16 protein-coding genes are annotated in these 14442 nt (G+C 69.0%); 4 read left to right on the forward strand and 12 right to left on the reverse strand.

Annotated elements, in window-relative coordinates; translation table 11 throughout:
* Positions 1 to 82 precede the first annotated feature (82 nt).
* From AC5Y7E_RS06395 to AC5Y7E_RS06410, 4 genes are all read right to left on the reverse strand, one after another.
* The gene (locus tag AC5Y7E_RS06395) at positions 83 to 832 is read right to left on the reverse strand and encodes a phosphoglyceromutase (protein WP_499948031.1); all 750 of its coding nucleotides are present in this window, start codon (positions 830 to 832) and stop codon (positions 83 to 85) included.
* A 75-nt stretch (positions 833 to 907) separates the two neighbouring features.
* Complete coding sequence (locus AC5Y7E_RS06400; protein ID WP_499948033.1) at positions 908 to 1468, reverse strand: type III secretion system chaperone family protein; 561 nt, start codon at positions 1466 to 1468, stop codon at positions 908 to 910.
* Positions 1465 to 2739, reverse strand: coding sequence for a D-inositol-3-phosphate glycosyltransferase (mshA, locus tag AC5Y7E_RS06405; protein ID WP_499948035.1), 1275 nt, complete (start codon positions 2737 to 2739; stop codon positions 1465 to 1467). Before mshA ends, AC5Y7E_RS06400 begins: the two co-directional genes overlap by 4 nt.
* 60 nt (positions 2740 to 2799) lie before the next feature.
* Positions 2800 to 4077, reverse strand: coding sequence for an ROK family protein (locus tag AC5Y7E_RS06410; RefSeq protein WP_499948328.1), 1278 nt, complete (start codon positions 4075 to 4077; stop codon positions 2800 to 2802).
* Between the two features lie 235 nt (positions 4078 to 4312).
* On the opposite strand from AC5Y7E_RS06410, the gene AC5Y7E_RS06415 reads away from it, so the two are divergent.
* On the forward strand, positions 4313 to 5062 hold the full coding sequence (locus AC5Y7E_RS06415; RefSeq protein ID WP_499918022.1) for an SDR family NAD(P)-dependent oxidoreductase: 750 nt from the start codon (positions 4313 to 4315) through the stop codon (positions 5060 to 5062).
* Here AC5Y7E_RS06415 and AC5Y7E_RS06420 read toward each other — a convergent pair.
* Complete coding sequence (locus AC5Y7E_RS06420; protein ID WP_499948329.1) at positions 5046 to 6422, reverse strand: L,D-transpeptidase; 1377 nt, start codon at positions 6420 to 6422, stop codon at positions 5046 to 5048. The genes AC5Y7E_RS06415 and AC5Y7E_RS06420 overlap by 17 nt on opposite strands.
* A gap of 32 nt (positions 6423 to 6454) precedes the next feature.
* A complete protein-coding gene (locus AC5Y7E_RS06425; protein ID WP_499948036.1) occupies positions 6455 to 7570 on the reverse strand; it encodes a UDP-N-acetylmuramate dehydrogenase in 1116 nt (371 codons plus the stop codon).
* Positions 7571 to 7596: 26 nt separating this feature from the next.
* Between AC5Y7E_RS06425 and AC5Y7E_RS06430 the strand changes: the two genes are divergently transcribed.
* The 3 genes from AC5Y7E_RS06430 to AC5Y7E_RS06440 are packed head-to-tail and all read left to right on the forward strand — an operon-like array spanning position 7597 to position 10026.
* Positions 7597 to 8109, forward strand: coding sequence for a DUF2505 domain-containing protein (locus AC5Y7E_RS06430; RefSeq protein ID WP_499918018.1), 513 nt, complete (start codon positions 7597 to 7599; stop codon positions 8107 to 8109).
* A gap of 49 nt (positions 8110 to 8158) precedes the next feature.
* Positions 8159 to 8980, forward strand: coding sequence for a carbon-nitrogen hydrolase family protein (locus tag AC5Y7E_RS06435; RefSeq protein ID WP_499918017.1), 822 nt, complete (start codon positions 8159 to 8161; stop codon positions 8978 to 8980).
* A complete protein-coding gene (locus tag AC5Y7E_RS06440; RefSeq protein ID WP_499918015.1) occupies positions 8977 to 10026 on the forward strand; it encodes an LmeA family phospholipid-binding protein in 1050 nt (349 codons plus the stop codon). Before AC5Y7E_RS06435 ends, AC5Y7E_RS06440 begins: the two co-directional genes overlap by 4 nt.
* A gap of 25 nt (positions 10027 to 10051) precedes the next feature.
* On the opposite strand, the gene deoC is transcribed toward AC5Y7E_RS06440, so the two are convergent.
* The 6 genes from deoC to AC5Y7E_RS06470 form a co-directional block, all read right to left on the reverse strand.
* Positions 10052 to 10729, reverse strand: a complete 678-nt coding sequence (gene deoC / locus AC5Y7E_RS06445) for a deoxyribose-phosphate aldolase (RefSeq protein ID WP_499918014.1) — start codon at positions 10727 to 10729, stop codon at positions 10052 to 10054.
* Positions 10729 to 11169: a DUF2599 domain-containing protein gene (locus AC5Y7E_RS06450; protein ID WP_499918013.1), complete on the reverse strand. Its 441-nt coding sequence runs from the start codon at positions 11167 to 11169 to the stop codon at positions 10729 to 10731. Before AC5Y7E_RS06450 ends, deoC begins: the two co-directional genes overlap by 1 nt.
* A 4-nt stretch (positions 11170 to 11173) precedes the next feature.
* Positions 11174 to 11461 (reverse strand): DUF2516 family protein, encoded by a 288-nt coding sequence (locus AC5Y7E_RS06455; protein WP_067122766.1) that lies wholly within the window; start codon positions 11459 to 11461, stop codon positions 11174 to 11176.
* 88 nt (positions 11462 to 11549) lie between these two features.
* The gene (hbhA, locus tag AC5Y7E_RS06460; protein ID WP_499918012.1) at positions 11550 to 12155 is read right to left on the reverse strand and encodes a heparin-binding hemagglutinin HbhA; all 606 of its coding nucleotides are present in this window, start codon (positions 12153 to 12155) and stop codon (positions 11550 to 11552) included.
* A 276-nt stretch (positions 12156 to 12431) separates the two neighbouring features.
* The gene (locus AC5Y7E_RS06465; RefSeq protein WP_499918011.1) at positions 12432 to 12848 is read right to left on the reverse strand and encodes a helix-turn-helix domain-containing protein; all 417 of its coding nucleotides are present in this window, start codon (positions 12846 to 12848) and stop codon (positions 12432 to 12434) included.
* Positions 12849 to 12943: 95 nt separating this feature from the next.
* Positions 12944 to 14326: a DUF445 domain-containing protein gene (locus AC5Y7E_RS06470; RefSeq protein WP_499948038.1), complete on the reverse strand. Its 1383-nt coding sequence runs from the start codon at positions 14324 to 14326 to the stop codon at positions 12944 to 12946.
* Positions 14327 to 14442 lie beyond the last annotated feature (116 nt).

Here is a 14442-nt window from a genome sequence, read left to right on the forward strand (position 1 = left end):
GCGCAACAGGTGTTTCGCTCCCGTTCACGCGATGTTTGGCTAAATGCCCTTCATCTCGCGAAACGGCGTGGGCGCGCCGGCGTCAGCCGCGTCCCTGGCTGGCAACCGCGGCGGCCCCGGCGGCGGCGGCCTCCGGGTCCAGATAGGTGCCGCCGGGCACCACCGGCCGCAGGTCAGCGTCCAGGTCGTAACGCAGCGGGATGCCGGTCGGGATGTTCAATCCGGCGATCTCATTGTCGGACACCTGGTCGAGGTGCTTGACCAGGGCCCGTAGCGAGTTGCCGTGCGCCACGATCAGCACCGTCTTGCCGCTGCGCAGGTCCGGGACGATGACGTCGGTGAAATACGGCAGGAAGCGCACGACCACGTCGGCCAGGCACTCGGTGAGCGGGCCGCCGCCGATGTCGGCGTACCGGGGATCGGCGTCCTGGCTGTAGGTGCTGCCCCGCTCGATGGGCGGGGGCGGCGTGTCATAGCTGCGCCGCCAGGCCATGAACTGCTCGTCGCCGTAGCGGGCCTTGGTCTCGGCCTTGTCCAGCCCCTGCAGCGCCCCGTAGTGGCGTTCGTTGAGCCGCCAGGTGCGCCGCACCGGGATCCACAGCCGGTCGGCGGCGTCCAGCGCCAGGTGCGCGGTGGAGATGGCCCGGCGCAGCAGCGAGGTGTAGAGGATGTCGGGCAGCAGGTTGTTCTCGGTCAGCAGCTCACCGCTGCGCACGGCTTCGGTCCGGCCCTTGTCGGTGAGGCCGACATCGACCCAACCGGTGAAGAGGTTCAGCGAGTTCCATTCGCTTTCGCCATGGCGAAGCAGTACCAGCGTGGCGGTTTCACCCATGCCGGTCAGTCTCTCACGCACTCATTCAGCCGTCGTCGGCGTCGTCGTCGTCGTGCCGCGATGCTCGACTCCTCCTCATCGCGCTTCGCGTCCCCCTCGCCGCTCCGCGGCTGGGGGTTCCCCCACTGCATCGTCGTCTTCGTCGATCAGGTGGGCGAAGGCCTGCAGGTTCTTCAGCGACTCACCGCGAGACACCCGCCACTCCCACTCTTTCTGGATCGACGAACGAAAACCCAACTCCAGCAACGTATTGAAGTCCGAATCCACCGCTTCGAGCACCTGCCCGAGCACTCTGTCGAGCTCGTCGGCGTCCACCGAAGCCAGCGACATGCGGCCCACCAGATAGATGTCGCCGACGTTGTCCAGCGTGTAGGCCACGCCGTAGAGGCGGCGATTGCGCTTCAGCAGGAAGCGATAGACGCCTTCGTGGTTCTCGTCGGGCTTGCGGCACACGAACGCCTCGACGCGCACCGAATGCTCGCCGACGCTCAAGATGGTGTTGGTCTTGAGCTTGCGCTCGCCGGGGAGTTCGACCACCAACCCCGACAAACCGCCATGTGCGCCAGGGTGTTTCGAGTAGTTCAGCCCACTGGCCTGCAGGGCATCCTCGATGACGCGCTCCACGGTGGACGTCATGCGCCCACCCCGCGACGCTCTGCGGTGTATTCGCGAATGGCGCGCCGATAGCTGGACAGCAGCGCATCGGTGGTGTGGTCCCAGGAGAACGTGGCGGCATGCGCGGCGGCCGCGCGGGCCATCGCGCCGGCTTGCGCAGCGGGCAACCGCAGCAACCGGCCCAGGGCATCCGCCCACTGTTCGACGTCGTGGCCGGCCACCAGGGTTCCGGTCACCCCGTGCCGCACGGCCACCGGCAGCCCGCCGACCGCGGCCGCCGCGACCGGCGTCCCACACGCCTGCGCCTCGAGGGCCACCAAACCGAAAGACTCCGAATAGCTGGGCACCGCAACCACATTGGCGGCCTGGAACAGCGTGGCCAGGTTCGGGCGCGACTGCGGGGGCAGGAATGTCACCCGCTCGGCGATACCGAGATCGTCGGCCAGCCGGGCCAATCCGTCCGGGGACGCCAGGCCGCTGCCGGAGGGGCCGCCGGCCACCACGATGCGCACGCCGGGCAGTTTCGCGGCGGCGCGCAGCACGATGTCGGGCGCCTTGAGGGGCTGGATGCGGCCGACGAACGCCACGATGTCGTCATCGGGCGGAAGTCCCAGTGCGGCCCGGGCGGCCCCGCGGTCGCCGGGACAGAACACGTCGAGATCCACCCCGGGATGGACGACGTCGATCCTCGCCGGGTCGGCGTGGTGGATCGAGATCAGTTGGTTGGCTTCGTCATCGGTGTTGACGATCAACCGGTCCGCCTCGTCGACCACCTGTTGCTCGCCGACCGTGCGCAGCGGCGGTTCAGGAGAATCGCCCTGCGCCAGCGCCGCGTTCTTGACCGCGGCGAGCGTGTGCGCGGTGTGCACCAACGGCACCGCCCAGCGATCGCGCGCCAGCCAACCGACCTGCCCGGACAGCCAGTAATGCGAGTGCACGATGTCGTAGTAGCCGGGCTCGTGCGATGCCTCGGCGCGCAACACCCCGGCGGCGAACGCGCACAGCTGGGTGGGCAGGTCGTATTTGTCCAGCCCTTCGAACGGGCCGGCCACGACGTTGCGGACCAGCACCCCGGGCGCCACCCGCTCGACCGGCGGGTCGGCGGACGCGGTCGCGCGCGTGAAGATCTCCACCTCGATGCCCCGCCGCGCCAGGTGCAGCGCGGTCTGCAGCACATAGACGTTCATGCCGCCCGCGTCGCCGGTGCCGGGCTGGGCCAGTGGTGAGGTGTGAACCGCCAACACTGCGACCCGGCGCGGTTCATTCAGCCGGAAAACGTCATCGTGCCGCACCCTGTCATCTTTACAGGATGGTTCGCGGGCCAGCCCAGGCGCGCTGGACAAGGACTCGCGTCAGGCGGACGACTCGTCGCGGGCCACGTCGTGCACCCGGGCATCCAGCGCCCCGGCGCGCCGCATCGCACCCAGCGGGTCCGCGTACAGCCCGGACAGCGAGACGGTGCCCGCGCCGGCCTCCTGCACCCGGTTGCCGAAGGCGGTGAGGCGGATGTCGCGGGGCCCCAGCACGGAGCGCTCGGCGAAGGCCGCCTCCACCTGCTGCATCGCCTCGGGGTACTCGGTGAATGCCTGGCCGCCGACCACCAGCTCGTCGGGGTTGAGCATGTCGCGCAGCAGCGCCACCGCCTCGCCGAGCACGCGGCCCCGCTCGGCGAGCAGATCCTTGGCCTGCTGGTTGCCGGCCCGCGCCACGCGCAGCAGATCGGAGATGCCGGTGGCGGAGCCGTTGGGGCGGTTCGCCGGGGCGAAGGGCAGGATGCGCAGCTGGCGCGCGATGGCCACGACGGCCTCGTCGCTGACGGTGGACTCCAGTTGGCCGGTCCCGCCGAGCAGCTCCGAGTGGGCCGGAAGCGTGGCGATGGTGCCCGGGCCGCTGGCCGGAACGTGCACCCGGCCGCCGATCATCAGCGCATAGCCCACCGTCTCGCGGGCGTAGACGTACAAGCTGGTCGGCGAGCTGGGCAGGAAGCGCCGCATGCCCAGCAGCAGCTCGGCGCCCGCCATCGCATCGACGTGCGAGGCCACCGAGACCGGCAGGCCCAACGCGTCGGCCAGCACCGGTCCGACCGGCGCCTGGCGCCAGCCCAGCCGCGGGTGGTCCACCTGGCCGGTGGCGCTGTCGACGGTGCCGCCGATGGCGACCCCCACCCACAGCGGCCGGCGGCGGTGCCAACGCCGCAGGTAGCGGCGGGCGCTGTCGGCCAGCGTCGCCAGCGCGGGGCCGGCCGGGTTGCGCGGCGTCGGGGTTTCGACGGTGTCGAGGGTCCGGCCGAACAGGTCGGTGGCCACGATGCTGGTCGTCCGTGCCCCGATGTGGATGCCGAGGGTGACGAACGGCTCGTGGTTGACCTCGACCGGCACGCGGGGGCGGCCGATCGCGCCGGAGACGGCCAGGTCGGCGCGCTCGCGCAGCAGGCCCGCCTCCAGCAGCGCGATGACCTGGCGGTTGACCGTGGCGATGCTCAGCGAGGTGACGCCGGCGATGACGTCACGGCCGACGGGGCCCCGCAGCCGGACGGCCCGGAAGACGGAGGCCGCCGCCGAGTCGGGGATGTTGAGCGCCGGCGACACGATCTGCCGGCGCACCGAGCGGTGGCCCTTTTGACCGGGCAGGTGCCCGACGGCACGGCCGGGCGAATGATGGGTATGGGTGAGGGTATTGGTGCGCACGAGCGTCCTTTTGTCCGAATTTTGCTGGCCGTCTTGGCCACACCTGGCTGAGGTCAGGAGCGGCAAAGTGCGCAGCAACAACACGCACCCGCCGCGCAAAGACACGCGGTGGTCGTGGTGTTGGACAGGGCGCTGAGGAGCACACGCAAAATCTAGCACGTTCATTAAGGTTGTTTCGATGGTTAAAACTGGCAGGAATAAGCGAGTCGCAGTAATCACCGGTGCCAGCTCGGGGATCGGCGCAGCAACCGCCCGAAACCTGGCTGCGCAGGGCTTTCATGTCGTCGCAGTGGCGCGCCGGGCGGACCGGATCGAGGCTCTGGCCAGTGAAATCGGGGGCACCGCCGTTGTGGCCGATGTCACACAAGAGGCGGCGATCGAAACATTGGCGAGCAAACTGGATCGGGTCGATGTGCTGGTCAACAACGCCGGCGGCGCCCGGGGGCTGGCGCCGGTCGCCGATGCGGACCTCGAGCACTGGCAGTGGATGTGGGAGACCAACGTGATCGGCACGCTGCGCGTCACCCGAGCGTTGCTGCCCAAGCTGATCGAATCGGGCGACGGGCTGATCGTCACCGTCACCTCCGTTGCGGCACTTGAGGTTTACGACGGCGGCGCCGGATACACCGCGGCCAAACACGCCCAGGGGGCGCTGCACCGCACGCTGCGCGGCGAGCTGTTGGGCAAGCCGGTGCGCCTGACCGAGATCGCCCCGGGCGCGGTCGAAACCGAATTCTCGTTGGTCCGCTTCGACGGCGACCAACAACGCGCGGACTCCGTCTACACGGGCATCACGCCGCTGGTGGCCGAGGACGTGGCCGAGGTCATCGGGTTCGTCGCGTCGCGTCCGCCGCACGTCGATCTGGACTTGATCGTGATGAAGCCGCGCGACCAGGCCACGACCTCGCGGTTTAACCGCCGGGGGTAGCCGGCCCGGTGCTGGCCGGTGTCGACGACGTGGTCGGAGTGCCCGACAGGGTCGGCGCGTTGGACGGCGTGACCGGCGCGGTGACCGGGATCTGCGTTGACGGCGGGCGGGCCGTCGGCGGCGGCAGCGCGGACATGGCCACCCAGGTGTCCCAGTCCACGGCCCAGTCCCAGATGTCGCCGTCGGAGTAGGACAGCTGGATGGTGCTGCCGGTCACCTCGACGGGGTCGCCGTAGATCGCCGACTGGAAGTACTGCTCGGCGTCCCCCGTCGAGAGGTTGATGCAGCCGTTGGTGACGTTGGTGTTGCCCTGCGCGCCGGCGCTCGCCGGGTTGGCGTGGATGAACTCGCCGTTGTTGGAGATCCGGACGGCCCAGCGTTCGTGGACGTGGCTGTAACCGGCGGCCGGGTTGGACATGTAGAAGTCGGCGTATTTCTCGCTGACCACGTGGATGCCGTTGCGGGTGACGTTGCGCGCCTTGTCGGCCTCGCCGTAGCTGCACGGAAAGTCCATGATGACGCCCTCGTCGCGGATCACCTGGATGCGGTGCGACGAAACCTCGGCCTTGACCACCTGCCGGCGACCGATCTGGATGTTCAGCGAGATGTCGTCGGCGCCGTAGGCGCTGTCGCCGAACGGCAGGCCGTAGAGCTTGGCCTCGACGTTGACGGTGGTGCCCGCCGGGTAGTACTCGCGAGTGCGCCAGTGCGCCCTGGCGCCGGCCGCCTCATCGGGCAACCAGGCCCAGCTGCCCTCGACGGGCGGGTTGGTGGTGACGGTGAGCGCCTTCTCGACGGCCGCCTTGTCGCTGATCGGCGCATCGAACTGGATGATGATCGGCGCGGCGATCCCGACGGTCTGGCCGTCGGCGAGCTGAAATGCCCCGCCGATCTTCTTGGTGGGCGACACCGTGGTGAACTTGCCCGCCACCGGGACCGCCTTGCCGTCGTGCCCGACGGCCGAGCCGGTCCAGGTGTAGGTCTGGTCGTAGCCCAGCGGCTCGGAGGTCGTGTAGACGGTGCGGTCTTGGTTGAAGGCGCCCGCGACGGCCTTGCCCGACGAGTTCGACAGCGTGACGCGCTGGAACCAGCCGTCGTTGACCTGGACGCTGACCGGGGCGATCGGCACGACGTTGTCGGTCGCGTTGGCCGGCTGGTATTTGAGCTGCGGCGCCGGCTGTTCTTTCTTCTCGGCTTGCGTCGCGGTCGTGCCGCCGCACGCGGCCAGCACGTTGGGGGCCAGCACGCCCAGTCCCAGGGTCGCCAAAGCCGCACGCCGGCTGAACGGCCGCGGGGCGTCGGACGGGGTCACGAAAGTCAAAGATACCGGGGAAAAACGGCCGGCCCGGCCACCACAAATCGGGCCCGGGCTCGCGTCGACGAATTTTGCGGCTACAGCCTGCAGCCGAGCAGCACGGGTTCGGGAACCAGTGTGATGCCAAACACACGCTGGACGCCGTCGCGGACGGTCCGCGCCAGCCTAATCACGTCATCGGAGCCGGCGCCGCCGCGGTTGGTCAGAGCCAAAGCGTGCTTGGTGCTCAAGCGGCAGGGCGCTTCGGGGTCGCCCGGACCCGGCTGCGGATAGCCCTTGCCGAAGCCCGCCCGCTCCACCAGCCAGCCGGCGGCCAGCTTGACTCCGCCCGGCGCTGGGTAGTTCGGGACCGGGCCGTCGACCGTCGCGGCCAGCCGTTCGTAGACGTCCGGGGCGACCACCGGGTTGGTGAAGAACGAGCCCACGCTCCAGGTGTCGTGGTCGGCCGGGTCGAGCACCATGCCCTTGCGCCTACGCAGGGCGAGCACGGCGTCGCGGACGGCTTGCGGGTCGGCGCGCTCGCCGCCGGCGACGTCCAGCGCGGCGGCCAGCTCGCCGTAGCGCAACGGCGCGCTGCGCCCGGACGCGTCCAGCTCGAACTCCACTTCCAGTACCACAGAACGGGTTTCGAGTCCGTCGCCGCCGCGTTTGAACACGCTGGTGCGGTAGCCGAAGCCCAGCTCGCTGCCGGGCACCCAGCGCACCTCGCCGCTGCCGCGGTCGAGCACCCGAACCCGGGTGATCGTGTCGGAGACTTCGGCGCCGTACGCCCCGACGTTCTGCACCGGGGTGGCCCCGGCCGAGCCGGGGATGCCGGACAGGCATTCCAGCCCGCCGAGGCCGTGCTCGATGGCCGCGACCACGACGTCGTCCCACACCGCGCCCGCCTGTGCGCGGAGCACGTTGCCCTCGACGGTGATGCCGTCGTTGGCCAGCCGCACCGCGGTCAGGTCGGTGAGGTCGTCGGAGATCACCAGGTTGGAACCGCCGGCGAACACCAGCACCGAATCGCGTTGCGCGCCAGTGGTTTCGGCGTCCAGCCGCCGCAATGCGGCGATCACCTGCTCGCTGCTGGTGCAGGTGATCAGGCGACGGGCGGTCGGGCCGACCCGCAGCGTGGTCAGCGGCGCCAGTGGCGCCGCGTCGGCCACCGCCGCACCGGCGAACTCCGCACCGGCTCCGCTGGAATTCATGGGCCGTAACGGTAGCCTGACCTGCTATGCCGCGTTCATTCGACTTGTCGGCCGACTACGACGGCAGTGTTGACGAGGTGCATCGCGCCTTCACCGACGAAAATTATTGGCGGGCCAGGCTGGCCGGGTCGGGCGTCGACATCGCGACGCTGGAATCGATGCGGGTCGGCGACGAGGACACCGTCGAGGTCGTCACCCTGCAGGTGATCCGCAGCGACAAGCTGCCGGGCATGGTGACGCAGTTGCACAGCGGTGACCTGCGCATCCGCCGCGAGGAGGCGTGGGGTCCGGTCACCGGCGGCGCCGCGACGGGGACGGTCGCGGGTTCCATCGTCGATGCGCCGGTGCAGCTGGCCGGCACCGCCGTCTTGGAACCCATCGAACGGACCGGCGGCGCCCGGCTGACGTTTCGCGCCACGGTCCAGGTGCGCGTGCCGATCATCGGCGGCAAGTTGGAGAACATCATCGGCACCCGGCTGGCCCAACTGGTCGCCGCCGAACAACGTTTCACCACGGAGTGGATCGCCAAGACGGCCTGAGATCTCGACCGCGGCGGCCCGCACGGTCACCGCGCCTAAGCTGGCGCTCATGCGAATCGCGTTGGCGCAGATCCTCAGCGGCACCGACCCGCCGGCAAACTTGCGGCTGGTGGCCGAATACAGCCGCCAGGCCGCCGACGCGGGCGCGACGCTGGTGGTGTTCCCCGAGGCGACCATGTGCCGCTTCGGCGTGCCGCTGGGCCCGGTCGCCGAGCCGGTCGACGGGCCCTGGGCGGACGGGGTGCGCCGCATCGCGGCCGATTCCGGCATCACCGTCGTCGCCGGCATGTTCACCCCGTCGGGCGACGGGCGGGTGAAGAACACACTGATCGCGGCCGGCCCGCACGATTTCGCCCATTACGACAAGATCCACCTCTACGACGCGTTCGGCTTCACCGAATCCCGCACGGTCGCGGCGGGACACGATCCGGTGGTGATCACGGTCGACGGCGTCCGGGTGGGGCTGACCGTTTGCTACGACATTCGTTTCCCGGCGCTCTACACCGAATTGGCCCGCCGCGGCGCCGAGGTGATCGCGGTGTGCGCGTCCTGGGGCGCGGGTCCCGGCAAACTCGACCAGTGGACGCTGCTGGCTCGCGCCCGCGCACTCGATTCGATGAGCTACGTCGCGGCCGCCGGGCAGGCCGATCCCGCTGACACCCAGCCCTCCGGGGCGGGGGCACCGACCGGCGTCGGGGGCAGCCTGGTCGTCTCGCCGCTGGGCGACGTCGTCGCGTCGGCCGGCTCTCAACCGCAGCTACTGCTTGCCGACATCGACGTCGGCGCGGTCGCCGAGGCCCGCGAAAGTATCGCGGTCCTTCGCAACCGCTCGGACTTTACTCAGGTTGATAAGGCAGAATCGGTCGGGTGACGAACCCACAAGGACCACCGAACCCGGACCCGTCGAAGTGGGCCCGTCCCCCTCACCAGGGACCCTTCGGCCAGCCTCCCACCGAGCGGCCGACCGAGCGGATCAGCACCGGAGGCCCCGGCCACGTGCCCCCGCCGCCGCCCCCCGCCCAGGGTCCCCCGCCCGGGCGGACCGAGCGATTCGGGACGCCCCAGCCGAACATGCAGCAGCCCGGCTACCCGCCGCCGCCCAACCCGGGCGCCGGCCAGACGGAGCGGCTGACCACTGCGCCCGGCGATGAGGCGGCGCCAGGGAAGAAGAAGCGCCGCTTCGGACGCGACCCGGTCTCCATCCTGCTGATCTTCGTCATCGTGTTCGCGCTGATCATCGCCGCGCTCATCGGGGCGGAGCTGTACGTGCGCCACACCGCAAACAACAAGATCGCCCAGGCGGTGGCCTGCGAGGTCAAGGACCAGGCCACCGCGTCCTTCGGGGTGACCCCCTTGATGCTGTGGCAAGTGGCGACCAAGCACTACACGAACATCTCGGTGGAGACGGCCGGCAACAACCTGCGCGACGCCAAGGGCATGAAGCTCTCGATCAACATCAAGGACGTCCGGCTCCAGGACAGCGCCAACTCGAAGGGCACCATCGGCTCGCTGGACGCGACCATCACCTGGACCAGTGACGGCATCAAGCAGTCGGTGCAGGACGCGATCCCGGTTCTGGGCCCGTTCGTCACCAACACCGTCACCACCCATCCCGCCGACGGCACCGTCGAACTGAAGGGCATGTTGGACAACATCACGGCCAAGCCGGTCGTCTCGGGCACCGGGTTGCAGCTGCAGATCGTGCATTTCAACGCGCTCGGTTTCACCATGCCCAAGGAGTCGGTGCAGTCGACGCTCGACGAGTTCACCTCGAACCAGACGAAGAACTACCCGTTGGGCATCCACGCCGACAGCGTGCAGGTCACCGATACCGGTGTGACGAGCCACTTCTCGACGAGGAACGCCAGCATTCCGAACGGCGGCAACGACAACGACCCCTGCTTCGCCAACCTCTGACGGCGAGCGGCTTCGTCAGTCCGGCTCAACCCAGGCCGTCGAGCACGCCCCGCGTTCCCGACAGCCCCAGGCGGGTGGCGCCGGCATCCAGCATCGCGAGCGCGTCCGCGGCGGTACGGATTCCGCCGCTGGCCTTCACCCCGAGGCGGCCACCGACCGTCTCGGCCATCAGGGCCACCGCGCGCACGGATGCGCCGCCGGCCGGGTGAAATCCGGTTGATGTCTTCACGAAGTCCGCGCCGGCGTCTTCGGCGGCGCGGCATACCCGGGTCAGCGTGGGCCCGTCCGCCAGCGCCAGCAGCGCCGCCGACTCCACGATCACCTTGAGCACGGTGCCGCCGATCGCGCTGCGCACGGCATGGACATCGGAGCGCACCGCATCGATGTCGCCGGCCAGAGCCGCCCCGACATCGATGACCATGTCGATCTCGCAGGCACCGGAGGCGACGGCCAGGGCCGCTTCGTGCGCCTTCACCGCCGGGAGGTGCTTGCCGGACGGAAAGCCCGCCACGCTGGCCACCCGCACGCCGGTGCCCGCCCCCACCGCGACGGGGACCATCGAGGGCGAGACACACACCGCGTAGACCCCCAGTTCGGCCGCTTCGGCGACCAGGGCCACCACGTCGGCTTCGGTTGCCTCGGGCTTGAGCAGCGTGTGGTCGACGAACGCCGCCAACTGCGCTCGGCTGGGTCGGGCTGCCATCAGAAGGATTCTTCCGGACCGCCGGGATTGCAGCCGGAGGCGACCATCTCGGTGTCGTCGACGACGGGCCGCCACGGCTCGAGGTTCCAGCTGATCTTGCCGGGCTGGGCGAGTTCGGCGAACTGCCAGTGGCACAGGAACTGCGCGCGCATGCCCGGGGTGTCGGCGTCCGGCGATAAGGCGAGCACCTCGGCCCAGGCCTCGTCGGCCAGAGCCGCGGTCGCGGGGATTCTGGAGGCGGTTCGGCCGGCCGGCGACGGGAAGACCCGCAGGCTGGGTTTGCCCTGCCACTGCGCCCACCGGGTGTGGTCGATGTAGGGCGGGGCCGGGGCGGACGGATTCGCCGCGCCGCTACCCGGGTCGGGCGTGGCGGCGGCGTGCGGTGCCGGACACGACAAGGCGACGAGCACCGCAACCGGCGCCGTCAGCAGGATCTTCATTCCGCTAGCGCGACTTACCCTGGATCTCAAGCAATTTGGGCCGGACGTCGACCAGATACACCCCGGCGGCACAGGCCGCGATCGCCATACCCAGCACGCCGAAAACGAATCCCAAGATGGATGTCAGGGCGACAGCGCCGCCCAGGATCAGCAACCACACCGGCTTGGTCAGCTTCTCGGCGGCGGTATAGGCGTCGGGTCGTTGCAGCGCGGCATGCACGAACGCATAGATCGCCGTCACTAGAACGGCGATCTGCAAGATCAACATGACGGTTCCCACGAGGTGGTTCACGCCTTAAGGGTATGCGGGCACCCGCCAAAACGTCGACTCCGAGTCACCCGGAGGCGACTCGGAGCCGAACGTCGTGGGACTTCCGGTGCTACTTCTGGGTGACCTTCTTGGCCGGAGCCTTCTTAGCCGGAGCCTTCTTGGCCGGGGCCTTCTTGGCGGGGGCCTTCTTGGCGACGGCCTTCTGGGCCTTCTTGGGGGCCGCTTCGGCCTTGCCCGGCAGCTCGATGCCAACCAGCTTGGCGGCGCGCTCGCCGACCGCGCGGGTCTGCGAAGCGACGGTGCCGAGCGCCTCCTGCGTCAGCTCGACGGCCTGGTCGACGTAGCCCTCGGCGCGAGCGGACGCGTCCTCGAACGCGGTCTGGCTACGCAGCCGCTGCAGGGCCGCCTCGCCGCGCTCCACCAGCTCGTTGTAGCGGGTGGTCGCCGCCTCCAGGTAGCCCTCGGCGGCCTTGCGCAGCTCGTCGGTGGTGAACTTGTCGCGCAGCTCGGTGAACTGCTCGGGCAGGTCCTCCTGGAGCTTCGTCAGGCGAGCGCGACGCTCCTCGACCCGGGTGCGGGTCTCGGCGCGGGTCTCTTCGGCGCGCTCACGCAGGCCGGCGATCAGGTCGTTGACGGTGGCCAGGGCCAGGTCGGCCGCGCCCAGCGCTGCGAGCAGCGGCGCCCGCAAATCTTCGATGTTGGTGTTTTCCGCCATGGTCTTTCCTTTCATGAGGTGTTTCGCTATCGGTGTTATTTGGCGTTGTTAGCTGTCTGGTCGAGAAAGTAGGTGCAAACGTCTCCTTCGCAACTGGGGCCGCCAGTGCCGGGACGGTTCATCCAGCGATCGGCTGTGAACCGGTAGGTTCCCCGTTGGGGTAACCCCGACGGCCGGTCGTCTATACATCACCGACTCGCGACCGCGATGTGACAAGCCCGCCTTCCGGCACGTTCTCCCAGCTCAGCTGCTGCGAGGCCGGGTGAGGCGGACTGATCACTCGCTGTCGGATTCGGTCGGACACTCCTCTTGGATCGATTCGTTTTGCTGCGTGAACGACGAATAGATGTCGAGCAGGATTTGCTTTTGCCGCTCGGTGATCGCAGTGTCAGTGACGATCGCGTCCCGTACCTGACTTTTGTCACTGGGTTCGAGAATCCCGGCGCGCACATAGAGAACCTCGGCGGAGACCCGAAGGGCCTTCGCGATCTGGTTCAAGACATCGGCGGAGGGCTTACGCAACCCGCGCTCCACCTGGCTTAGATATGGATTGCTGACCCCGGACTTTTCGGCGAGTTGGCGCACCGACACCTGCGCGAGTTCACGCTGGGTACGGATGAAGCTCCCGATGTCGGAGGCCATGTCGGAGGCAGCGTTGGACACCTTGGCGGAGAGCTTCTCCTCGGGCGTCATGGCGTGCTCCTGGTCGGCTGACTGGTCGTGACGCGACCCAGGTTACTACAAGTGCTTGCTATTGCAAGCACTTGTTAGCACTGCTAGAAATTCCGCTAGATCAACAACTGCGCGACGGCGTAGATCACCAGACCCGCCAGCGAACCGACTACGGTCCCGTTGATCCGGATGAATTGCAGGTCACGGCCAACGTGCAGTTCGATGCGCCGGCTGGCCTCCTCGGCGTCCCAGCGCTCGATCGTGTCGGTGATGATGGCTGTGATCTCCACCCCATATTGCGACACCAGGTGCTGGGCCGCCCGGACCAGCCAATTGTCGACCTTGTCGCGCAGGTCGGCGTCGTCGCGCAGCGATTCCCCGATGCGGACCACGGTGTCCGCTATCCGGGTGCGCAGCGCGCTGGACGGATCGTCCACCCCCTCGAGAACCAACCGCTTCAGCGTCTTCCACGCCGTCGCCGCGGCGTTGGCGATCTCGTCGCGCGCCATCAGCTGCTCCTTGATCGCGTCGGCGCGTGCGATGGTGTCCGGGTCGTGCTGCAGGTCCTCGGCGAAGTCGAACAGGAAGCGGGTGGCCGACCGGCGCAATTCGTGGTCCGGATTGCGGCGCACCTTGTCGGTGAAGTCCATCAGTTCGCGGTGGATGCGATCACCGACCAGATGGTCGACGAAGCGTGGGGACCAGGTCGGCGAGTCGCGCTCGACCACCCGTTGGATGACCTCGCCCGCCTTCAGCGACCACTGAAAGGCCCGGTCGGCCAGCAACTGGATCAGCGCCTCCTGCCGGTGCTCGGCAAGCAGGGTGGCCAGCACTCGTCCGACCGGTGGGCCCCACTGCGGTTCGGCGATCCGGCGCACGATCATCCGGTCGATCACCTGCTGGACGTCCTCGTCGCGCAGCAGTTCGACCAGCACCCGCAGCACCGTGGCCGTCTCGCTGGCCACCCGCTCCGCGTGGGTGGACTCCGACAGCCACTTGCCGAGCCTGCCGGACACCTGGGCGTCGCGCAGCTTGGTTTCGACGACCTCCGGCGACAAGAAATTCTCCCGGACGAACGTACCCAGACCCTCGCCGAGCTGGTCTTTCTTGCGTTTGATGATCGCGGTGTGCGGAATGGGAATGCCCAGCGGGTGCCTGAAGAGCGCGGTCACGGCGAACCAGTCCGCCAGGGCGCCCACCATGCCGGCCTCGGCGGCGGCGCCGACATACCCCACCCAGGCCCCCAGACTGACATGCGCCTGGGCCCACCGGCAGGCGAGGAACACGACGGTGGCACCGAGCAGAAAGCTCAGTGCCACCAGCTTCATCCGGCGCAACGCCACGCGGCGCTGCGCGTCGGCTTCGGGATCGGCGCCGGCGAAGGACTCGGCGAAAGACGCGCGAAGCGGGCGGGCCGCGGTCGACGGCGTCAGTGAATTGGGCCTCGCCACCGGCGGGCCCGACGCTTCCTCTCTCACCGAGGCTCGATGTGCCACCACTCCATCATCTATGTTTCCCGCCGATTAGTGTGACCACACTGTTCGCGAGGTCTCACCCGCGCCCGGCCACGGCACGAAACCGACCCCCTCACGCCGTAAGATCAGGGGCGTCTAGG

It is taken from the genome of Mycobacterium sp. NGS17 (assembly GCF_059813205.1).